The 22,013-nt window shown below is 46.7% G+C and carries 20 protein-coding genes; 13 read left to right on the top strand and 7 right to left on the bottom strand.

Annotated elements, in window-relative coordinates:
• Window positions 1–63: 63 nt before the first annotated feature.
• Together MTR11_RS09445 and MTR11_RS09440 are read left to right on the top strand one after the other, a co-directional pair.
• The gene (locus tag MTR11_RS09445; protein WP_025632390.1) at window positions 64–993 is read left to right on the top strand and encodes a sugar kinase; all 930 of its coding nucleotides are present in this window, start codon (window positions 64–66) and stop codon (window positions 991–993) included.
• A gap of 11 nt (window positions 994–1,004) precedes the next feature.
• Entirely contained in the window at window positions 1,005–1,628 is a 624-nt protein-coding gene (locus MTR11_RS09440; protein WP_005460834.1) for a bifunctional 4-hydroxy-2-oxoglutarate aldolase/2-dehydro-3-deoxy-phosphogluconate aldolase, read from the top strand.
• A gap of 184 nt (window positions 1,629–1,812) precedes the next feature.
• On the opposite strand, the gene MTR11_RS09435 is transcribed toward MTR11_RS09440, so the two are convergent.
• A complete protein-coding gene (locus tag MTR11_RS09435) occupies window positions 1,813–3,552 on the bottom strand; it encodes a sodium:solute symporter family transporter (protein ID WP_243327386.1) in 1,740 nt (579 codons plus the stop codon).
• A gap of 129 nt (window positions 3,553–3,681) precedes the next feature.
• Between MTR11_RS09435 and MTR11_RS09430 the strand changes: the two genes are divergently transcribed.
• The 4 genes from MTR11_RS09430 (at window position 3,682) to MTR11_RS09415 (ending at window position 9,899) form a co-directional block, all read left to right on the top strand.
• A complete protein-coding gene (locus MTR11_RS09430) occupies window positions 3,682–4,359 on the top strand; it encodes an oligogalacturonate-specific porin KdgM family protein (RefSeq protein WP_005482845.1) in 678 nt (225 codons plus the stop codon).
• Window positions 4,360–4,374: 15 nt separating this feature from the next.
• Complete coding sequence (locus MTR11_RS09425; RefSeq protein ID WP_243327385.1) at window positions 4,375–6,603, top strand: right-handed parallel beta-helix repeat-containing protein; 2,229 nt, start codon at window positions 4,375–4,377, stop codon at window positions 6,601–6,603.
• 300 nt (window positions 6,604–6,903) lie between these two features.
• Window positions 6,904–8,676: a sodium:solute symporter family protein gene (locus MTR11_RS09420; RefSeq protein ID WP_005487072.1), complete on the top strand. Its 1,773-nt coding sequence runs from the start codon at window positions 6,904–6,906 to the stop codon at window positions 8,674–8,676.
• A gap of 56 nt (window positions 8,677–8,732) precedes the next feature.
• The gene (locus tag MTR11_RS09415; RefSeq protein ID WP_005460795.1) at window positions 8,733–9,899 is read left to right on the top strand and encodes an oligogalacturonate lyase family protein; all 1,167 of its coding nucleotides are present in this window, start codon (window positions 8,733–8,735) and stop codon (window positions 9,897–9,899) included.
• Window positions 9,900–9,985: 86 nt separating this feature from the next.
• Here MTR11_RS09415 and MTR11_RS09410 read toward each other — a convergent pair whose 3' ends face one another.
• Window positions 9,986–10,759: a siderophore-interacting protein gene (locus MTR11_RS09410; RefSeq protein WP_140085477.1), complete on the bottom strand. Its 774-nt coding sequence runs from the start codon at window positions 10,757–10,759 to the stop codon at window positions 9,986–9,988.
• Between the two features lie 179 nt (window positions 10,760–10,938).
• Window positions 10,939–11,523 carry a LysE family translocator gene (locus MTR11_RS09405; RefSeq protein WP_005482872.1) on the bottom strand — a complete coding sequence of 195 codons (585 nt, stop codon included), beginning with the start codon at window positions 11,521–11,523 and terminating at the stop codon, window positions 10,939–10,941.
• A 114-nt stretch (window positions 11,524–11,637) separates the two neighbouring features.
• Between MTR11_RS09405 and MTR11_RS09400 the strand changes: the two genes are divergently transcribed.
• Together MTR11_RS09400 and MTR11_RS09395 are read left to right on the top strand one after the other, a co-directional pair.
• Complete coding sequence (locus MTR11_RS09400; protein WP_005482841.1) at window positions 11,638–12,078, top strand: Lrp/AsnC family transcriptional regulator; 441 nt, start codon at window positions 11,638–11,640, stop codon at window positions 12,076–12,078.
• A 214-nt stretch (window positions 12,079–12,292) separates the two neighbouring features.
• Window positions 12,293–13,471 (top strand): lytic polysaccharide monooxygenase, encoded by a 1,179-nt coding sequence (locus MTR11_RS09395; protein WP_243327384.1) that lies wholly within the window; start codon window positions 12,293–12,295, stop codon window positions 13,469–13,471.
• Between the two features lie 116 nt (window positions 13,472–13,587).
• Here MTR11_RS09395 and MTR11_RS09390 read toward each other — a convergent pair whose 3' ends face one another.
• From MTR11_RS09390 to MTR11_RS09380, 3 genes are read right to left on the bottom strand one after another with little or no spacing between them, the layout of a single operon-like run.
• Entirely contained in the window at window positions 13,588–14,208 is a 621-nt protein-coding gene (locus MTR11_RS09390; RefSeq protein WP_046875594.1) for an HAD-IB family hydrolase, read from the bottom strand.
• A gap of 38 nt (window positions 14,209–14,246) precedes the next feature.
• The gene (locus tag MTR11_RS09385) at window positions 14,247–14,558 is read right to left on the bottom strand and encodes a cupin domain-containing protein (protein ID WP_243327383.1); all 312 of its coding nucleotides are present in this window, start codon (window positions 14,556–14,558) and stop codon (window positions 14,247–14,249) included.
• A gap of 9 nt (window positions 14,559–14,567) precedes the next feature.
• A complete protein-coding gene (locus MTR11_RS09380; protein ID WP_047009754.1) occupies window positions 14,568–15,218 on the bottom strand; it encodes a Qnr family pentapeptide repeat protein in 651 nt (216 codons plus the stop codon).
• Between the two features lie 496 nt (window positions 15,219–15,714).
• On the opposite strand from MTR11_RS09380, the gene ompW reads away from it, so the two are divergent.
• The 3 genes from ompW to MTR11_RS09365 all read left to right on the top strand — a co-directional run bounded on the left by ompW (window position 15,715) and on the right by MTR11_RS09365 (window position 19,083).
• Entirely contained in the window at window positions 15,715–16,356 is a 642-nt protein-coding gene (ompW, locus tag MTR11_RS09375; RefSeq protein ID WP_243327382.1) for an outer membrane protein OmpW, read from the top strand.
• 214 nt (window positions 16,357–16,570) lie between these two features.
• Window positions 16,571–17,596 (top strand): HlyD family secretion protein, encoded by a 1,026-nt coding sequence (locus tag MTR11_RS09370; RefSeq protein WP_243327381.1) that lies wholly within the window; start codon window positions 16,571–16,573, stop codon window positions 17,594–17,596.
• Window positions 17,593–19,083 carry an MDR family MFS transporter gene (locus MTR11_RS09365; protein WP_243327380.1) on the top strand — a complete coding sequence of 497 codons (1,491 nt, stop codon included), beginning with the start codon at window positions 17,593–17,595 and terminating at the stop codon, window positions 19,081–19,083. The genes MTR11_RS09370 and MTR11_RS09365 overlap by 4 nt, the downstream gene beginning before the upstream one ends.
• Before the next feature lie 96 nt (window positions 19,084–19,179).
• Here MTR11_RS09365 and MTR11_RS09360 read toward each other — a convergent pair whose 3' ends face one another.
• On the bottom strand, window positions 19,180–19,425 hold the full coding sequence (locus tag MTR11_RS09360; protein ID WP_005460845.1) for a Rho-binding antiterminator: 246 nt from the start codon (window positions 19,423–19,425) through the stop codon (window positions 19,180–19,182).
• A gap of 180 nt (window positions 19,426–19,605) precedes the next feature.
• Between MTR11_RS09360 and MTR11_RS09355 the strand changes: the two genes are divergently transcribed.
• Together MTR11_RS09355 and MTR11_RS09350 are read left to right on the top strand one after the other, a co-directional pair.
• On the top strand, window positions 19,606–20,742 hold the full coding sequence (locus tag MTR11_RS09355; protein ID WP_243328107.1) for an MBL fold metallo-hydrolase: 1,137 nt from the start codon (window positions 19,606–19,608) through the stop codon (window positions 20,740–20,742).
• Window positions 20,743–21,198: 456 nt separating this feature from the next.
• Entirely contained in the window at window positions 21,199–21,966 is a 768-nt protein-coding gene (locus tag MTR11_RS09350) for a transcriptional regulator (protein WP_085344594.1), read from the top strand.
• Window positions 21,967–22,013 lie beyond the last annotated feature (47 nt).

Below are 22,013 nucleotides of genomic sequence, written 5' to 3'. Positions count from 1 at the left end.
TTTTATTGTTAACTGGTTTTGTAATTGCAATAATGGCGACATCAAATACTGAGGAGACTTCCCATGAACCCAATCAGTCGTGTCGCCATCATCGGCGAATGTATGGTGGAGCTTAAAAAACATGACGGCGTGCTACAGCAAGGTTTTGGCGGTGATACGCTCAATACCGCGGTGTACCTTTCTCGTCTAACCAAACAACACGGGGTCGAAACTTCGTATGTGACGGGATTAGGGCATGATCCGTTTAGTCGTGAAATGCTAACGGCATGGCGTGAAGAGGGGATCAATACGGACATGGTCTACCTTTCTGAAGATAAATTGCCAGGCATTTACGCGATTGAAACCGCCGCAGATGGCGAGCGTAGCTTCTTTTACTGGCGTAATGATGCGGCAGCAAAATACTGGTTGCGTGAACGAGCATTGCTGTCGTTGGTGAAAGATCTTTGTCAGCATCAAATGATCTACCTGAGTGGCATTAGCTTGGCGATCATCTCGGACGATTGTCGTCAGATGTTGATTGAGCTGCTAACAATGTGCCGTAAAGAAGGTGTGAAAATCGCATTCGATAACAACTTCCGCCCTAAGCTCTGGCCTAACATCGAGCAAGCTCGTGATTTTTACTCAAAGATCCTCAGCGTCACCGACATGGCATTTTTGACCTTCGATGACGAGGTCATGCTGTGGGGAGATAAGCACGAAGATGAAGCGATCAGCCGTACGAAAAACTTTGGCGTGAAAGAGATCATCGTGAAACGTGGCGCGGACGACTGTTTTGTTGTAACACAAGATCAACAACACACCGTTGCGGCCTTGAAGGTTGATGCTGTGGTGGATACCACGGCGGCGGGTGATTCTTTTAGTGCGGGTTATCTTGCAAAACGAATTTTAGGCGGAGACGTTGCCGAGTCTGCGCTTGCTGGCCACAAAGTGGCTGGCACGGTTATTCAACATCGCGGCGCGATCATTCCAAGCCAAGCGATGCCAACTATTTAAGGAACGATGAAATGAAAGATCTGAACCAACAACTTTCAGAAATTAAAGTAGTCCCTGTTATCGCGATCAAAGACGCAGGCAAGGCAGTGAAATTGGCACAGGTGCTGATTGAAAATGGCCTGCCATGTGCTGAAGTGACGTTCCGTACTGAGGATGCCGCTTTAGCGATCAAAAACATGCGCGAAGCGTACCCAGAGATGTTGATTGGCGCGGGAACTGTGCTGACAAGCGCGCAAGTGGATGAAGCGATTGATGCGGGCGTGGACTTTATTGTGAGCCCAGGTTTCAACCCAACTACAGTGAAATACTGCCAACAGCGTAACGTGACCATCGTCCCTGGTGTCAACAACCCAAGCTTGGTTGAACAAGCAATGGAAATGGGTCTGCGTACGCTGAAGTTTTTCCCAGCAGAACCGTCAGGCGGCGTCGCGATGCTAAAAGCATTATCTGCGGTTTATCCTGTAAAATTCATGCCAACCGGTGGCGTGAGCCCAAGCAATGTTAAAGATTACTTGTCTATTTCTTCAGTCTTAGCGTGTGGTGGTACTTGGATGGTACCCGGCGATTTGATTGACAACGAGCAATGGGATGAACTGGCGAAGCTGGTTCGTGAAGTTGCGGGAATTATCGAATAATTCCTCACCCCGGTTAGCGCCGAGAACTATCGTAGATAGTCGAACGATCTTTTGAGCAATTTGCCAACGCCTGCGGCTCCACCGTAGGCGTTTTTTTATGTGCAGTTTTGGCGAGTTAAAAGCCAGCTTTCCACTAGGCGCGACACAAAACAACGCGCCCAATACGGTTTACTTACCCATTTACTTACTTAGTTTTTTGTTTCTGCCAAGCACGTTTAGAGTGCTGGGTAGGTTGTAGTAGGAACAAGCTAAACAGCAACACAATGCAGCCAATTGCGACAAAGATGGATTGAGAAGAGCCCGCTAACACGACGCCGGCAAGAATCAGTAACATGCCCGCCAACGCTGTGATGGAGCCGACATAAAGTCCTTGCTTATGATTGATAGGGGACAGCTCCTCGTCGCTGATCGGTGTGGCTAGTTGAATCGCAAGTGCAGTGCGACTTTGCTGGATTGATGGTGGCTCTTTGGCATAAAAGACCCGCGTAAACAGGAAGAAGCCTCCAGTCACCAGTAAATGAACGGCAAGCGTTGCGACCACGGACAGGTCTTTGCTTTCTCTTGGCGTTAATGGCAAGGAAGAGAGCCACTGTACATCAAAGATAAACATCATAAAGAGCGATACTGCGCATCCGACCATAACGGTGGCCCACCCCGACCAGTTTGGTGTTTTCAAACTGACAAGCGCAAGCAGAGATGGGATGTTGATTGGCATCTGAATGAACGCCGCGAACACAATCATCATGTCGAACAAGCTGTACGACTCAACAGACGCCAGCAGTAAAGCTGTGACCGTGGCTAATACGCCAGATACTATCGTCGCAATTTTTCCAACCATCAACTGCTGACGATTGGTAGCATTTGGGTTGAACCACACTTGGTAGAGGCTTTTGACCACAATGCCAGCGTTGCGGTTGTGTGCTGATGAAAGCGGCGCAATGGTCGCAGCCACCAAAGCCACCATCACCAATCCGAGTAAACCTTGAGGCATGTAATGCTGGATGTAGTAGAGATAAGCGGCGTTGTTCGCACTCTGCTCTAGTGCAGGATAGATCGCCAGTAAATCGATGTTTTGTGCTGCCACGAACCACGCTGGCATAAACCACAGTACAGGGGCAAAAACAAACAGCACACCAGCAACGAATGCGGCCTTGGTGGCGTCTTTATCGTTGGCGGTGGTCAGAAAGCGATAGCAGCTCAAGGTGTGGTTATTACTCATGGTTTGTTGCAGCAGCATGGCGATCGCCCACATCACAAACAGAGACGGCATCCTGATCTGTTCACCATAAATTGGCGTGGTGTACGCAAACACTTCGCTTGGTGAGTCAAAGCGTTGCAGTGCGGTATAGCCGATCACTAGAGTAATGGCGATCAGCAAAATTAATTGAATCACATTCGTCACAGACACCGTCCACGCGCCGCCACTCACGGCGATCAAAGTGACGATCACCCCCATAGCGAGAATAGTGGTCGACATCTCAATGGCAAAAACGGCAGAGAAAAAAGACGCCAATCCATTCATCCAAATAGCGCAGGCGATCAAAGTCAGCGGAAAGCTTAACCATGTGAATAGCTGTTCTGATGTGTGGCCAAACCGCACTCGAATCACTTCCATGGCAGTTTCTACGCGTAACCTTCGATAGCGACGCGCAAAAAACGCCGCCGCGACGAAAAATCCCAACGCATTTCCCCAAAAGATGAACATCACGCTGATGCCATCTTCATACGCTTTGGCAGCGGCACCCGTAAACGTCCACGCTGAAAATTGTGTCATGAATGCGGTCGCGCCAGCCATCCACCACATCATGGTTCCTCCACCCTGAAGGAAGTCGTTCGACGAGGTGGAAAAGCGGCGAAATAGCCATGCAGCGATCCCAATAAAGAGCAGATAGATCATTACGATCATCGAATCCAATAAAGTCATGTGTCATAGCTCACGAAAAAATTAAAACACCGTTTTAAAGATCACAAAAATACCGATAAGAACTTTATCAGCACGTAATAATGAATATATTAAAACAAGATTTATTATAAAATAAAATGGTGTTTCAAAATGAAAGTTAGATACCTTACTTCTGCACTCTTACTTGCAATGACTTCTGGTTTAGCGGCTGCCGCATCGGTGGATATTCGTCATGAATATGTGCCTGATCGTGATGGTGACGAACATCGAGATCGTATTTACGTTTCTCACCGTTTCGACAACCAAATCGGTTTTAGCGTGGAAGCAAAATGGAACTATAAAGATGGTCATATGGGTAATGCAGGCCATGAAACTGGCGTGAGCTACCGTTGGAAAGCGACCGACAATTTCTCTCTAACGCCGGGCATTAACATTGATGCCAGCCCATCGGGTGCGTCAGTGTTCAAGTACAACTTGACGGGCGCGTACAAAATCAATGACGAGTGGGATGTCGCTGCGCGTATTCGTCATGGGTACAAAAACACGGACGACTCGCGTTACAACCAGCTCAACCTTTACGCAAACCGTAAGTTTGAATGGGGCAAGCTTGGCGTAGAAGCGGAGTACAAAGATATTCATGGCGGTGAAGGTGGCTGGAAAGACAAAGGTCATGATCAGCTTATCGACTTTAAAGGCGAATACACCAAGCTGGAAAGTGGCGTGATTCCATTCTTCGCTATCGCGGCTATCACGCACAAGGGTGACGGCTCAGAGTTTAAAGATGAATATGTTCCTCGTTTCCGTGTCGGTTTGAAATACAACTTCTAACAAGGAAAAGTGACCATGAAAAAACACACTTTAGCCTTGTGTCTGGCGGCCATATTGGCCCCAGCCGCACACGCTGCTGAGATTAAGGTCGAAGACCTGACTTGGAAAGCGATCACTTTTGGTCAATCGACCGACATGAACTTTGGCTCAACCATTTTGCCGGAAAAAGTCGGCGTGAACCAAGTGACGGTCAATGGTGATGCTGTCGCTGCTGGCAAGTTAGCGTCCACATTTACCATTGAAAGCCGCGGTGGCAAGTTAGCCAACTCGCATGAAGGACTCACCTTTTACTACACCGAGCTACCAACCGATGTGAACTTTACCCTCAGTGCGGATGTGGTGCTTGAACAGCTTGGCCCGGAAACAGGCGCGACACCAAACCGCCAAGAAGGCGCAGGTTTGATGGTGCGCGACATTCTAGGTGCCGAGCGTTTAGTGCCGCAACCAGAGGGCCATGAAGAGTTTCCGTCTGCATCGAACATGGTGATGAACCTAATGCGTTCTCACACCCGCACGAACGATGGCATGACCAACATCAACGCATCATTTCGTGAAGGCGTTTATCAACCTTGGGGAACGCCGGGTAACCGTTTAAGCCGTGTCGATTATGTGGAAGGGGTGCCTTACGGCACGGCTGAAACCTACCGCATGACGCTGACACGCACCAATGATGGTTTCAAAGTCAGCTACCGTAATGGCGAAAAATTCGTTGAGCAAGCGGTAAAAGGCGCGAATGCCAATATCGTTGAAATGCAAAACTCAGACTCGCAATACGTCGGCTTCTTTGCGTCACGCAATGCAAAAATGACGGTGAGCAATGTCGATTTGCAGCTTGCTGCGGCGGATACCGTGGACGCTCCAAAATACGCGGCCAAGCAGGGAGAATTGGTATTCCAAATCGCTTCTTCACCTCGCTCTGCAACCAAGGAGTATCCGGTTCAAGCTCGTGCCAACTACTCGGGCGAATTTGAAGTTCTGCACAATGGCAAAGTGGTAGCGAAGCAAACCGTGACGGCGGGTGAGCTGTTCAGCCAGTGGCTGACACTTGATAGCGGCGCGAATCAAATGGAAGTGAGATTCACCGCCATTGACGGCCCAAACAAAGAGACACAAGCGCACCGTTACAGCGTTGACGTTGTTTCTCTGCCAGACCCAATGACGCTGTATGTTGCACCAAACGGCAGTGACAAAGGCAACGGATCTCAAGCGCAACCGCTTGATTTAGCTACCGCAGTAGAACTGCTTCCTGCTGGCGGTACCATCATTTTGAAAGATGGCGACTACCAAGGGATGGAAATCCCGCTGACAGCGAGTGGCAGTGTCGACAAGCTCAAGCACCTACGTGCGGAAGGAGACAATGTTCGCTTTGTTTCGGAACTTCGTCACGAGGCAAATTACTGGCATTACCAAGGTATTGAAGTTGCGGGTGCGCAGTTCATTGTTCATGGTAGCCACAACACCTTCGAAAAAATGGTGACACACGGCGCGCCAGATACTGGTTTCGTGATCACCTCTCCTGAAAACATTGGCCGCGCACTATGGGCAAGTTACAACCAAGTGATTGAAAGCGAAAGCTACAACAACATGGATCCTTCGCAGATCAACGCAGACGGTTTTGCGGCCAAGATGCGCATCGGCGATGGCAACACTTTCATCCGTTGTTTGTCTCACCACAACATTGATGACGGTTGGGACTTGTTCAACAAAGTGGAAGATGGCGCAAACGGTGCGGTGACCATTTTGGATTCCATCTCGTTCAGCAACGGTCGCACACTCGATGTTGCCAACAAGGGTGGCACGATTGGTAACGGCTTCAAGCTAGGCGGCGAGGGGATTCCGGTTCCACATGTGGTGAAAAACAGCTTGTCTTTCAATAACAATATGGACGGATTCACGGACAACTTTAACCCTGGTGCACTGGTATTGAGCGACAACGTGTCGATTGATAACAAGCGCTTCAACTACTTGTTCCGTAAGAGCCCATATTCCGGCGAGATTGAGCAAGGCACGTTCACCAATAACCGTTCTTACCGATTCCATGTCAGCAGCAAATATGACGACGTGATCAACAGTGCGAAATCGACTGGCAATGCGTTGGTCGAAAATGGCACGACTTACACCAGTGATGGCAAAGCGGTCGATAGCAAAACGCTCGCGCCATTAAAGCAAGCGTCGGTGATTGATACCCAACAAGCCATTCCGGGTAAGCAAGAGGCGATGCAGCTTAAGCAACTTATTCACTAACGAGTAACCACGGGCTCTCAGGAGCCCTTTTTTTCGTCAAAACTCACCTTACAACGGTCGCATTTTTACGCTTTTCGACTTGTCAGTGACAATCTCTTTTTGGTTCTAAGATTAACTAAGGGAATGCAGCAACGACGAGTATGGATCCGCAATTATTTACAAGACGCTCACTATTGATCTTCATCACGTTTGAGCGCAAAAAATAAAAAATGAACCGTTGTTTTGATTTTTGTCTCAGTTAGTTTTGTTTTTTGAAAATATAATTTATCTAAATTAAAACAGCGTTTCGAGGTTTCTATTATGGAATACGATTACTTAGTAATAGCAGGCTACTTTGCCCTAATGGTGGCAATCAGCTTGCTGTTCAAAAAAATGGCAAGCAATAGTACCAGCGACTATTTCCGCGGGGGCGGTAAGATGCTTTGGTGGATGGTTGGTGCCACAGCATTTATGACTCAGTTCTCTGCATGGACGTTTACCGGTGCAGCGGGTAAAGCGTTTAACGATGGCTTCGCGGTATTGGCCGTGTTTGTTGGCAACATGGTGGCGTACGTTTTCGCTTACTTCTACTTTGCTCGCCGCTTCCGCCAAATGCGAGTCGATACACCAACTGAAGGGGTAAAACGCCGCTTTGGTAACACTAACGAGCAGTTTTTCACTTGGGTAATCATTCCGTTAAGTGTGATTAACGCGGGTGTTTGGCTAAATGGTTTGGGTGTGTTTGCTTCTGCGGTATTTAATGCCGACATCGTGACTACCATTTGGGTGACGGGCCTTGCGGTATTGGCTATCTCATTGCTGAGTGGTGCGTGGGGCGTAGTGGCGTCGGACTTTATTCAAACGCTGGTTGTTGCGGTTATCTCCATTGCTTGTGCGGCAGTTGCATTGTACGTCGTTGGTGGCCCTGGCGAGATCGTTGAGAACTTCCCTGGTGGCTTCATCATGGGCCCAGATATGAACTACCCACTACTGTTAGTTTGTACGTTCATCTTCTTCGTAGTGAAACAGCTGCAAAGTATCAACAACATGCAGGAGTCTTACCGTTTCCTTAACGCGAAAGATTCGAAAAACGCAAGCAAAGCTGCGCTGATGGCGCTTGTGATGATGCTATTTGGCGCGGTAATTTGGTTCATCCCACCTTGGGCTTCAGCAATCCTGTACCCAGATGCAGCAACGCAATACTCATCATTGGGTGCGAAAGCAAGCGATGCGGTTTACCTTGTCTTCGCTCGTGAAACAATGCCTCTAGGCACCGTTGGTCTGCTCATGGCAGGTCTGTTTGCGGCGACCATGTCTTCGATGGACTCTGCACTAAACCGTAACTCAGGTATTTTCGTTCGCAGCTTCTACTCAAACATCGTGCGTAAAGGCCAAGCTTCGGATAAAGAGCTACTGCGTGCTGGTCAAATCGCATGTTTGGTGAACGGCATCCTCGTTATCATGATGGCTCAGTTCTTCAACTCATTGAAGCACCTAAGCTTGTTTGACCTAATGATGCAAGTGGCGACGCTACTTCAATCACCAATCCTAGTTCCATTGTTCCTTGGCATCATCATTCGTAGAACGCCGAAATGGGCACCATGGGCAACAGTTGTGGTTGGTATGTTTGTCTCTTGGTCAGTGGTGAAAATCTTCACTCCAGAATTTGTTGGTAGCTGGTTCGGTATGGATGAGCTAACACGCCGCGAAGCAGGTGAAATGCGCACAATGATCACCATTGCTGCTCACCTTGTCTTTACTGCTGGTTTCTTCTGCCTATCGACTCTGTTCTACAAAGAAGAAACAGACACGCACAAAGAGACAACGGCGGAATTCTTTAAAGATGTGGACACCGAGTGTGTTGCAGAAGAAGGCCAAGACATTGTTGACCGCATGCAACGCGCGAAATTGGGTACGCTGGTTATCTACATGGCCGCAGGTTTAACACTGATGGTGTTGATTCCAAACCCACTATGGGGCCGCTTATTGTTCCTTGCCTGTGCAGCGTCAGTCTTTGCTGTGGGCTACGGCTTGAAGAAGAGTGCCAAGCTAGACACGCAGCCCTCTAAAGTAGCCGCGACAACGACCCAATAATCTGAATTTTTGTTTTGGCTGCCCTCGCTTGGGCAGCCCTTTTGTGGAGATATATTATGGCTAAAGGTGATGTGATTACTCTCAACTTCGAAACGTTTGTTGATAGTGATACCCAAGTGAAAGTGACGCGATTAACGCCAACGGACGTGATTTGTCACCGTAACTACTTTTACCAGAAGTGCTTTACTCAGGATGGAAAAAAGCTGCTGTTTGCAGGTGATTTCGACGGAAATCGCAACTATTACCTGCTTGACCTTGAAACGCAACAAGCAGTCCAACTGACGGAAGGTAAAGGTGACAACACCTTTGGCGGTTTCATTTCGACGGATGAGCGTGCATTTTTCTACGTGAAAAACGAACTGAATTTGATGAAAGTCGATTTAGAAACGCTGGAAGAACAAGTCATTTATACGGTCGATGAAGAGTGGAAAGGCTACGGTACTTGGGTGGCAAATTCTGACTGTACCAAGTTAGTCGGCATCGAGATTTTAAAACGTGATTGGCAACCGCTGACATCTTGGGAAAAGTTTGCCGAGTTCTACCACACCAATCCAACTTGTCGCCTAATTAAAGTGGATATCGAAACCGGTGAGCTGGAGGTGATCCATCAAGACACTGCGTGGCTAGGTCACCCGATTTACCGTCCGTTTGATGACTCAACGGTTGGTTTCTGTCATGAAGGTCCACATGATTTGGTGGATGCGCGCATGTGGCTGGTCAATGAAGATGGCAGCAACGTTCGTAAAATCAAAGAGCACGCAGAAGGTGAATCGTGCACGCACGAGTTCTGGATTCCAGATGGCAGCGCAATGGCGTACGTTTCTTACTTCAAAGGTCAAACTGATCGCGTGATTTACAAAGCCAACCCAGAGACATTAGAGAATGAAGAAGTGATGGTGATGCCACCTTGTTCTCACCTTATGAGTAACTTCGATGGTTCTTTGATGGTTGGTGATGGTTGCGATGCGCCAGTTGATGTTGCAGACGCGGACAGCTACAACATCGAAAATGACCCGTTCTTGTATGTATTGAACACAAAAGCGAAATCGGCGCAAAAACTGTGTAAGCACAGCACATCTTGGGATGTGTTGGATGGCGATCGCCAAATTACTCACCCGCATCCGTCATTCACACCGAACGATGATGGTGTGTTGTTTACCAGTGACTTTGAAGGCGTTCCTGCGATTTACATTGCGGACGTGCCGGAGTCTTACAAACACTGATTACGTCAAACATGATGATGAAAAACGCCCGGTGATGCCGGGCGTTTTTATTAGGATGAGAGCTGGAATCGAAAAGACATGAACCACTATTGGTTGGATTCCGCGTCTTCACGTTTAATCACTTTGTGCCCATCTTCAGACACGCCTTGCTTCCAATAGCTGCTGATGTAGATATTCTCGCGATCGACTTCTTTCTCATTGCGGAAATATTGGCGCAGTGCACGCATTGAATCGAACTCACACGCACACCATATCGAAGCGTTACCATCTAACCACTTGAGTTCGCGAACGCCATCAGCCAAGGCTTGCCCTTCGGTTAACCAAATCAACTCCATGCCTGCTGGCGCGTGTAGAGGTTGGATGTCGGCTGGAGACATCACGCAGATCACTGCATAGCCTTTGGCCTCTTCTGGCAACGTACGAATTTTCGCAGAAAGCGCTGGAAGTGCGGTCATATCGGCAGCCATGAAGAACCAATCCGCCTCCGTATTTAAGTTGGAGATGCTACCTGGCCCAACAATGCTGATCGTGTCGCCTTTTTGCGCGGCCATTGCCCAACGTGCGGCAAATCCGCATTGCAGATCTTGCGTTACGTGTCGGACGAAATCCACTTCGATTGAGCTGGTTTCTGGATGAAAGCGTCGAATTGTGTAGGTGCGCATTATTGGTCGGTCGTCTTCTGACAGGATGCTCAGATCCGCGCCGCCCATATCGTTAAACAGTAATTTGATGTAACTGCCTTCGCAGTCACGAGGAAAGTGGCTCAGCGCCTCACCTTGCAAGGTAATGCGCTGCATGTTTGGAGTGATGGTTTCTGTGTCTGTGACAACAAGCATTTTAGGTTGAGGCTTCTTTTTCATTGTTACTTTACTCGATAATTATTCTCTTTCTCATTTAAAGATTATCAAGTTCCCTAACAAGAGGGTAGCGTCTTTAAACAAATTTACACTGTGAATTAACGCCAAAGCCTCAAGAAAAATATTACCTTTATCCTTTCTCTAACCGCGTAAAGTGAGTCGTTTTTTAACCATAGATGGACTTATATCATTGGAATCGTAGACAAAAGCAACAGAGCGGCCATGCTGTAGTTGAACCCCTTAACGCGTTTATCGGTGGTCAACCAACGCTGCAATTGCATGCCTGCCGCCGTCCAAAATGTCACCGATGGCAAGTTGGCTAAACAGAAGATACCGGCGATAAAAGTCAGTTCAAGCCAAGAACCGCCGCTGGTGTATACCGTAATCGCCGTCAACGCCATCGACCAACCTTTTGGGTTCACCCACTGGAATGCGACAGCCCCTAAAAAAGACATCGGGCGAAAATCGTGTTTTGCTTCGGTTTTGTCGCTGGTGGCGATTTTGTACGTCAAGTACAGCAAATAACTCAAGCTCAATACTTTCAAAATGGAGTGGGTGAGCGGGTAGGCATGGAACAGGCTCATCAAGCCAATGCCCACCAAAATTAACATGGCACCAAAGCCGAAGGTAATGCCCAACATGTGTGGGATAGTGCGTTTAAAGCCGACATTTGCCCCTGAGGTCATCAACATAATGTTATTGGGACCCGGCGTAAAAGTGGAGACAAAAGCGAACAACGCCAAAGCGCCCAGTTGATGATATTCCATAGATTGTTCCTTGAATCAGTTCTCGATAAGTTGAGAACAACTATAAGTAGAACTGAGGTCAATATTGTGCTTTTATTTGATGATTAGAAACTAAATAAGCAATGAAACATCATCATGGATAGATTTGACGAAAGAATATTGCAAGTACTCAAACGAGACGGAAGAATCTCCAATGTGGAGCTGTCGGAACGCGTTGGTTTATCTCCGTCTGCAACCTTACGCCGAGTGCAAGATTTAGAGCGTAAAGGCGTGATCAAAGGCTACCGAGCGGTACTGGATAATCAGCAACTTGGCGTGGGTTTTGTCGCTTATGTGTCGATTGGTTTGGCCTCGCACTCTAAGCAGGCGCAGTTGGGTTTCGAAGAGCATGTGCGTTTTGTAAACGAGGTGGTGGAATGTCACAACATCACTGGTGCGAACGAGTATTTGCTGCGTGTGGAAACGCAAGATCTCGCCGCTTATAAAGCGTTTCACGCTGATGTGTTGGGTGAGTGCGAACACGTCAAGTCGATCACAACCATGGTGGTGATGGACACACCAAAAGACGAGCGCTAGCCAAACGAGAGTGACAGTTTTTGTGGCGCACGAATTTGAAGTGACTCGAAAGAGTCAGTCGAGTATGAGAATGGTTCACAACAAATGCTGGAAAGCAGATGGCACTCTTACAATTTCCATATTTATTCTCACCTTCTAAATAATCCCATCCTGCTAGTTTTGCTTAAACCGCTTGTGTTTCAGAGCGGCGAGTCAGCAAAATTAAGGATGAACGATGAAATCACATGTAACACTTCCTCTTTTGAGCTTAAGCGCTGTTGCCGCATTGAGCTCATTTAACGTCAACGCCCATGGCTGGGTAGAGTTTCCAAGTGCTCGTCAAAATACGTGTTATTTAGACGGTGGTTTTTGGACCAACGAGATCCCTAACCAAGCGTGTAAAGCGGCTTTTGAAGAATCCGGCGCGTACCCGTTTGTGCAACGCAGCGAAATTGCGGCGAACGTACCAAACTACCGCGACATGGCACACGTTCAGGCGGTGGTTCGTGACGGTGAACTGTGTTCTGCCGGCGATGCGGCTAAGAAAGGCTTGAACATTCCTTCTCCAAACTGGCAGCGCACCAATGTTACGCCAGATGCAAACAACCAGATTGAATTGGTGTTTTACGGCAAGGCGCCGCACAACCCATCGTACTGGGAATTCTATCTCACCAAGCCGACTTATGATGATTCAAAACCGCTTACTTGGAGTGATTTAGAGCTGATCGACACCGCAGGTGACGTGTATGTTGATGCGGAAAAACGCTACCGTATTCAGGTGACTTTCCCTGCTGATCGTTCCGGCGATGCAGTGCTTTATACTCGTTGGCAGCGCATTGATGTGGCTGGTGAAGGTTTCTACAACTGTAGTGACATTACGTTAAACGGAACAGGTACGACGCCGCCGACTGACCCCGTTGATCCAACCGAACCGGGTAATAATCTGACATCTCTGGGCTACTTTGTTCAGCAAGGTTTTGGACCAGTAGAAGCGGGTGACACCATCCGTTTCCGTACGTTTAATGCGACAGGCAATGAAATTGTTGATATTTCACTGCCAATCAGCGCAAACAATACGACGACTTGGGCGGCAGAAATTGCGGATCAATTTAACGCGCAGCAAACGGGCGATTGGTATGTAGGCATTTGGCATCAAGAGATGAACCACTACATGTTCGATAATAATAACGTGAATGCGAACCAAGTATTAGCGCCAAGCGCAGACTTCAGTTATGCGTTGTCACTGATCAAAGCGGATGTACCGCCACCAGTTGAACCAACCAACTTGTGGGACAAGACGGCCGTTTACGACCAAGGTGATGTGGTGACGCACAACGGTAAAGAATGGACTGCCCAGTGGTGGACGTCTGGTGAGGAACCAGGCACAACGGGTCAATGGGGGGTATGGCGTTAAGCCAGTTATTCGGGCCCTGATCAATAAAACCCTTCTCATGTGAGAAGGGTTTGTTTTTTCAGTCTAAAACGACCACTTTGGTGGAGTGGTTGTCTTGAAAATCAGAGCACATATCGTTATTCGCTTGCTCTCCACTCGATCCAGTTGAGCATCGCATAGTCTGCCAGTTTGAGCATCGGAATGTCTTCGTGTGTATCACCGTAGGCATAAATAGACTCAAACTCGTCGAGCGAAAACGCCGCCTTAACGCGCGAGACTTTTCTTTCTAAACTGCAATCACCTTGCTGGTAAAAGCCACTCAGTTTTGGCTGTTCTGAGATCAGTTCACTGCACAGCAAGCGGTAACCGTTCGCTTCACACCAAGGCTTGAGATACGCATTGAGTGATGCCGACACCACCACAATGGTATCGCCTCTGTGTTGATGCCACGCCAACCTTTCCATCGCTTCTGGCCGTAAGTACAGCGGGATCACTTCATGGGCAAACTGAGCGCCAATCGCTTCAATTTGCTGCTTTTCTTTCCCTGAAAATGCAATAAAACTGCTGAGCGGACGCATAAGACGAGCGGGTAACACTCCGAGTTTGTACAGCGCATAAAATGGCATGATAGCGACCTTTCCTACTCGCTTGCGCAGGCCATAAGCAGAATAGTGGAGGAAAAGGCTAAACATATCCTCTCGGGTAATGGTGCCATCAAAATCAAACAGTGCCAGTGACGGCTTGGTAGTATCGAGCAAATTCAGCGCCTATTTTTCGATTTAAGATCGTTTTGTGTTTATTGATAAAACACTGCCAACCAAATGGTTTCTTGCGTTGGGTCAGTCCAGCTCACTTTGTGTTTGGTATGAGCTGGAATCGTAACGTGATCGCCTGCCTCAAGTCGTTTCACTACACCTGATTCAAAAGTCAGCTCTCCAGTTCCTTTAAGAACCAATACCCATTCATGTTCTTCTTGATCGTACCAGCCACTTTGGGGCGAGGTTTGCCCTGTTGAGACAATGCGTTCTATACGCAGGTTTTTGTGGGTCAGCAGGTCTTCGAACACTTCCTCGTCGAGGTTATTCGGTAAGTCTTTAAACAGGTTCATGGCCTTTCCTTAGATAATGATCAGTCCAAAAGGCGCAAGCAATTGTTCTTGTTGCCAATCACAAATTTTAACACCAAACAGAGAAACGCGGCGAACATCTAGCCCGTCTAGTTCGACATGAGTCAGATCACACTGCTCAACGTTAAAGGTTCCCCATTGTTCTGGCGAGAATTCGCAACGAGATAAATCCGAGCCTTTGAGGCTTGCCCCTGCGAGGTTTGCACCGTTCCAACGGTTTTCAAAGAGGTCACATTTTTCTAGTAACGCTCGCTCGAAGTTACAGTAGGTAAGGTTGCAGCCAGTAATAAAAGCAGAACAGAAAAACATGGTGTTACTGACGCGATTAGCAAAGTTCGCACCTTGGAAGTTTGCCCCTTTGAGATCGCACTTACGCAGCTCCAAGCCCATACAATTTGCGCCGTTAAACAGGCTCATCGCCAACATACAGTTCGTAAAGCTGGCGTCTTTTAAGTTTGCGAAGCGAAAACTACACCCTTCTAGCGCTTTGGATTCGATAAAGCGACAGTCGATGAACTTAGCATCGCGCAGATCGGCATGGTCGAAACTGCACATATAAAAGTGGCAGTTTTTAAAGGTGGCATTCTGAAAATCGTGATGAGAAAAGTTTTCTCGTTCAAAAATGAGATCGGTTTTTAACATGTCTTCTCCTTAGCTGCGAGCAGACTAGCATTCCAAGTGACTGATTTTCCAGAAAAATAACCTCTTGTATTTCAGTGTTTTACAAACCCCTCAAATCGCGATTTTAAGGGGGCAAACGAGCGTTTTAAGTGGGTTATTTTTTGAAAATAGAAGACGTAGAGGAAGAAAAAAGTTTTTGCTGGCTACGGACCTTAGCGAGAGGATTCGTGTTTTTGAGCATGCATAGCTTCTCACACGCACAGTTTGCATTACAAAATTGTATCCGATTTGCATAATTTGTTGATCGGTATGGCGTTTCTCTATACGAAAAACCTATATTTTTCACAAATTGATTTCCATCAAAATAGTAGGGTTTCTATGTGCTAGATTGCGCGCAGCTCAAAAAAATATAGATGCCCGTGTGCTTCAAGGCGCTGAGTTTACTTGAAATCTAAGGCCAGTCAGCAGGCACACCTTTGGGTACGACATAACGAAGCCCTATAAAAGGAAATAAAAAATGAAAAAAACAATCTGCAGTCTAGCAGTGGTTGCTGCACTCGTGTCACCAAGTGTTTTCGCTCATAAACAAGGTGACTTCGTTCTTCGTGTTGGTGCGGCGTCTGTTGTTCCAAATGACAGCAGCGATAAGATTCTTAGTTCTCAAGAAGAGTTAGAAGTTGACTCAAATACGCAGCTTGGTTTGACGTTTGGCTACATGTTCACAGATAACATCAGCCTAGAGCTTCTAGCAGCAACACCATTCAGCCACGATATTTCGACAGATTTGGTTGGTAGTGATATCGCGAAAACCAAACATTTACCACCAACGCTAATGGTGCAGTACTACTTTGGCGATTCTCAAAGTAAGTTCCGTCCATACGTTGGTGCAGGTCTCAACTACACCATGTTCTTTGATGAGGGGTTCAATAGCACGGGTAAAGGCGCTGGCCTTTCAGATCTTAAGTTGGATGACTCATTCGGTCTAGCAGCGAATATTGGTGTGGACTACATGATCAACGATCAATGGTTCCTCAACGCTGCTGCGTGGTACGCAAACATTGAAACAGAAGCAACTTACAAAGCAGGTGGAGCGAAGCAAAAAACCGACGTCAAAATTAACCCTTGGGTATTTATGATCAGCGGCGGTTACAAGTTCTAAGAAAAACCAGTAGTTACACGCACATTACTATTATTGGCATGACTTTGGGGGCGGTTACGGGGACTGCCCCTCTTTTTTATCCTCGTTTTGATTGCACATCATTTACTCAACTTAGCAACATGCAAAATTGGATCTTTACCTTGCAAATCATTTTATTGTCCGAAGATCGAAAAGTCCTACACTGATCACATAATTGAACAAGTGGACAATATAAATGAGCGGCGACATCGCGAAGCATTCTTCCTCCAGATCTAAGCTGGTAAAAACTGTTTTCTTTACTCTCTGTGTTATCGCATTTGGTGCGATGTATTGGTCTTGGCAGTATTCAGACAGTCATCCAAGCACGGAAGATGCCTACGTTAGGGCAAAAATTTTGTCGGTAGCGCCTCAGGTAAAAGGCCAAGTGGTTTCTGTGGATGTCAAAGATTTCCAATCTGTTAATAAAGGTGACCTACTGCTGAAGATAGATTCACGCCCATATTTGTTGGCAGTGAAGCAAGCAAAAGCGGCATACCAATTGGCGGTCCAGCAACATGACGTTGCCGATAAGCAGGTAACTGAAGCCGTTGCGGGCTTAGATGCGGCGCGCTCTAACCTGACAGAAGCGCAAGTGGAGTACAAACGTACGGATTCTCTAGTGAAACGCAAACTGGCGTCGGACCAAGATTTAGATACGGCGAAAAATAAACTAGCCAATGCTCAAGCGAGCCTAGAGCAAGCGCGCGCGACGGTAGAAAAAGCCATTGCGAACCGTGGTGAAGAAGGCGTAGAGGCTGCGGTCGTTCAACAAGCGGCAGCACAGTTAGCGCAAGCGGAGCTGAACTTGAGCTACACCGACATTACGTCACCAGTGGATGGCATTGCCGGTGAAATCAATACGCACGTAGGCTCGGTCGTTAGCGTGGGTCAAACGCTGTTCCCTGTGATTTTAAAAGACAGCTATTGGGTACGCGCGAATTTTAAAGAAACCGATCTTACTCATATTAAACCTGGCATGCATGCGGATGTGGTGATTGATATGTACCCAGACGTGGTGTGGAAAGCAACGGTAGAACAGCTGTCGCCTGCGAGTGGTACATCGTTCTCCTTGATGCCACCAGAAAACGCAACGGGTAACTGGGTTAAAATCAAACAGCGTTTCCCTGTACGTTTGGCATTAGAAGTACCGGTCGATGCGCCGCAACTTCGCGTGGGTGCGAGCTCAGAAGTCACTATTGATTTGCAAAGTAGCGTGCAATGAACCATCAAATTACGGCAGACAAACGGGGGATTGCCACCGTCGCCGTGATGCTTTCTGCCATCATGGTGTTAATCGATATGACCGTTGCGAACGTGTCGCTATCGCACATGATGGGCGCGTTGGGCGCAACGGCAGACCAAATTACTTGGGTGCTGACGGGTTACAGCATGGCGGAAGCGATCTTCATTCCGATGACCAGTTTCTGGGTGTCTCGCTTTGGTGAACGCAAAGTCATGCTGGTTGCTGTGATCGGTTTTGTGGTTGCCAGTGCGCTTTGTGGGCAAGCACAGTCTCTTGAAGAGATGGTGCTATTTCGCATTATCCAAGGCGCTTTCGGCGCGTCGGTGATTCCATTGGCGCAGTCGACGTTAGTGCAGATTTATCCGTACGAACAAAAAGGCAAAGCGATGGCGATTTTCTCCATCGGCATTTTGCTTGGTCCTATTTTGGGCCCAGTCGTGGGTGGCGTGATCACCGACAACATCAATTGGCGCTGGATTTTTTACATCAACTTGCCATTCGGTTTGATTTGTACCTCTTTGATTTATCGCTATATCCACATCGACAACAAATCCAAACCTAACTTTGACTGGTGGATCATCGGTTACATGGCGTTAGGTGTTGGCGCGTTGCAGTTTGTGTTGGATAAAGGTAACGAAGAAGACTGGCTCAACTCACGCATGATCCAGACGGCGATATTGCTCGCAGTAATGGGATTGGTGATGTGGATCTATCGCAGTTGGAAAACAAAAAGTCCAATAGCGCCATTGTGGCTACTGAAAGACCGAAACCTTATGGTCTCGTCATTGATGATTGCCGTGGTGTCGATGGCGATGTTTGGTCTGACGACTCAACAGCCGATGCTGTTGGAAAGCTTGCTGGATTATCCGGTCTCAACCACTGGCTTATTAATGGCACCGCGTGGATTGGCGTCAGCGGCGATGTTGATTTTGGTGATTAAACTCAATCCGCAATTCGATCCCAGAATCAAAATAGTCTTTGGCTTGAGCTGCATCGGGATTGGTAGTTATTTGATGACGCAATACTCACTGCAGATCGATACATTTTGGATTGTGATGCCGAGTATGATTCAGGGCATGGGGCTTGGTTTAACCTTCTCGACGCTGTCCACCTTGGCGTATTTAACGATTCCGAAAGAGCAATCTGTCGCGGCGGCGAGCATTTACAATCTGTTCCGTACCATTGGTAGTTCGTTTGGTATCTCTATCGCCACCACGTTCCAATATCGTGATAGTCAGCAGCAATGGCATGCGCTGGGAGAGGGTATTAATCCTTATAATCCTAACTTGCATGACTGGGCGGCCAATCAGGGGCTTTCTATTACCGATCCGGTTGCGTTAGACCAATACCAACAGATGTTGCAGCAGCAATCGCAAATGGTCGCGTTTGTGCACACCTTCCAGCTTGTGGGAGTGATGTTCGTGATCATGATGCCGATGCTGGTTTTCATCAGGTCGCGTGAATAACAACAAGTTCCGGTGAATCGTGTCAGAGAACGCCTCTCAAGTTGTATTTGCTTGAGAGGTGTTTTTTATTGGACGGTGTCAATGAAAGACGGACGTTTACTCAAACGTCACTTCGTCAAAATGCGGATTGGCTTTGAGCGCGCGCATTGCGACTAATTGTTCAGTCGGGAAGGCGGTGTGCTCACCATCCATATCTAAAAACAAGCACTCTTGTCGCTGCATGTCGTAGCCTGTGTCGAACGCGTTGCCCTGATGAGTTTCACCATTTTTTAGTGTGATCTCGATCGGGAGCTTAAACATACAGGCGATTTCAATAAAATCGTATTGGCTGCAAGTCACCATAGTTTTCTCCTTTCAAACCGACGCAGTATTCAGAAGGTTTGAGAACCGTTTCCTTAAATAGAAGACGTTTGATTGAAACTGAATCTTCATCTTACACCTCATTTTGGTCACGAAATAGACATACACGCACGTTTTAATAAACCTACTGTTGAGCGTTCACAAGCGAGACAAAATAACGATATGTCTGAGACGACACTTAAGCGCACATACCTAACGAGTGAACAAAAGACACAAAAGTCAGATTCACTGATTCCGCCTCAAACCTACCATGCGCAGTTGGCGCACCGTGTTCACCATTCGCCTCAATTTGAAAACGGCCGCGTTAAAAACGAGATGCCAAATGTCCCTAGCCCGCAATCATTCTGGCAGGTGTGTTGGAGTTATCTTGGTGGTAGAACGCCGTTGAGTCCTAACGAACATCTGCCACATTCCCCAATTCAACCTACGCAGTTTGCGCAGCGAAGTGAATCGATGCGCCTTACTTGGCTGGGCCATTCCACTATGCTGGTGGAGGTCGATGGTATTCGAATTCTGACCGACCCGGTATTTGATTACGCTTCTCCGTTCATCGCAAAAGGGTGGTTTGAACGCAATATTCCCAATACCCATGCCAGAGATTGTTTGCCGATTCCTGAAATTATCGTGATTTCGCACGATCATTACGACCATTTAGAAGCATCGACCATACGTTTCTACGCCGATAAACCCGTGACGTTTTATGTGCCCTTAGGGGTTGGCAAGCATCTGATAAAGTGGGGTGTTTGCGCAGACAACATCGTGGAATTCGATTGGTGGGACAGCGTGCACTATGCCGGAATCGAACTGATTTGTACGCCTGCTAACCATAATTCGGGTCGTACTTATTTCGATAAAAACTCGACCTTGTGGGCTTCTTGGGTCATCAAAGGCAAAGAAGAGACGCTCTATTTTAGTGGCGATTCAGCTTACGACTCGCACTTTTCCGAGATCGCACAGCGATGTGGACCAATCGACATTGCCTGTTTGGAAGTGGCTGCCGATGTGAAAGGCCAAGGTTATCCTGTCGAAAACTGGGGGCACATGCAGGCTCATCATACCGTGCAAGCGTTTCGCGATTTAAATGCGAAAAAACTGTTGCCAGTACATTGGGCTACATACGAACTGTTTACTCACCGCTGGGACGAACCGATTTTAGATTTGCTTGCCCATTGTCAAAAAGAACATATAACGCTGCTGACGCCAATGCCGGGGGAGAGTTTTTACGTTCATCAAGAACATATAAATAAACAGTGGTGGCGAGAAAAAGAAATATGTGAGCCAGCTAGAATTTTGACTTAATAATATGATCTTACTTCAATAATTATTTTAGAAATTAACCTTGTTATTTTCAGAATATAACAAGGATTTTACTGGTCATTGAAATTAAAAATTTCCATAGATTCACTTTCCAATTGTGATCTCACGCTTTTATAAATCGATTGGTGTCATTTTTTGATACTTTTCATCTGAAAATTTGCGCTCTTATCAGAAAAGTTTTAGTAAAAATCTTTGCCATCTTAATTTTACTCTTCAAAACAATTATACTGACTATTATCTTGATAAGCCCATAGAGCAATGGCTATAACTTGTTCTTGATGGGTAAAATGTATCCAGTTAAAGAAAAGTAAAAAATTTTAATGGATAAGATATGTTTTACGCCAACAAGATAGAATATTGAGACCAAAATCACAAGAGTAGGACTCTCTTGAATTTATCATCATGGATGCTGAATAAATAAAATACAGGCATTGTTAGATGAATAATTCTGCAACGTATTTACTTGCTGCTTTACGAGAAAAAATAAAAGAAAAAGGCATTGGATATTCCGAGCTTTCTATTGGACTTGGAATCCCGCTTTCTACTATAAAAAGGCAGCTTCACAATACGTCTCTTGGTTTAGATAAAATCTTGTTGTACGCCACGCACCTTGATACGGATTTGGTTGAGTTATCCATGCGAGGTAAGCAGCTGCAGCAAGAGAGTGAACAGTTTATCACCGACACCAACAGTGAGATTTTTCATCAATATCCTCACTTATTTGATTTTCTTTATCTTTTGCGTCGACCTGAGTGGTCTTTAGAAGAGATCGCTCGGAGATACCAGCTGAGTGATACTTCCGTTGCGCTCTATTTACGTGCACTAGAAATGATGGATTACATTGAACTGAAAGGGGATAAAAACTATCAATTTAAAGATACAGGCCGCTTTATTTTTGAAGAAGGTTCAAATTTAGACACGCTATTTGCACAGCGCTTTCGTGAAGAAGTGTTTAGCCACGATATTCGACCTCCAATTTGTGTTGGACGCATTGCGATTACCGAAGAACAAGAAGAAAAACTGGCAAATGAAGTGTACAACAAATTAATTGAGTTTGATGTTCAAAATAAAACCAGTGAAAACAGTCAACGCCTAAAAAACGTTTTACTCACTTTTACGCCTGGTAATCAGATATTTTTGGCTGACACAATTCCGAATATTAATGGCGATTTATTAAAAGCCATCACTGTCGCTAAAGAAAAATAAAAGAATAATTATCAGAAGCTTGTGCTTATTTAGTGCGAGCCGGGCTT

The sequence above is a fragment of the Vibrio sp. CCB-PB317 genome, assembly GCF_022808245.1.
GTDB lineage: Bacteria > Pseudomonadota > Gammaproteobacteria > Enterobacterales > Vibrionaceae > Vibrio > Vibrio diabolicus.
This window is presented reverse-complemented; position numbering and strand designations above follow the sequence as displayed.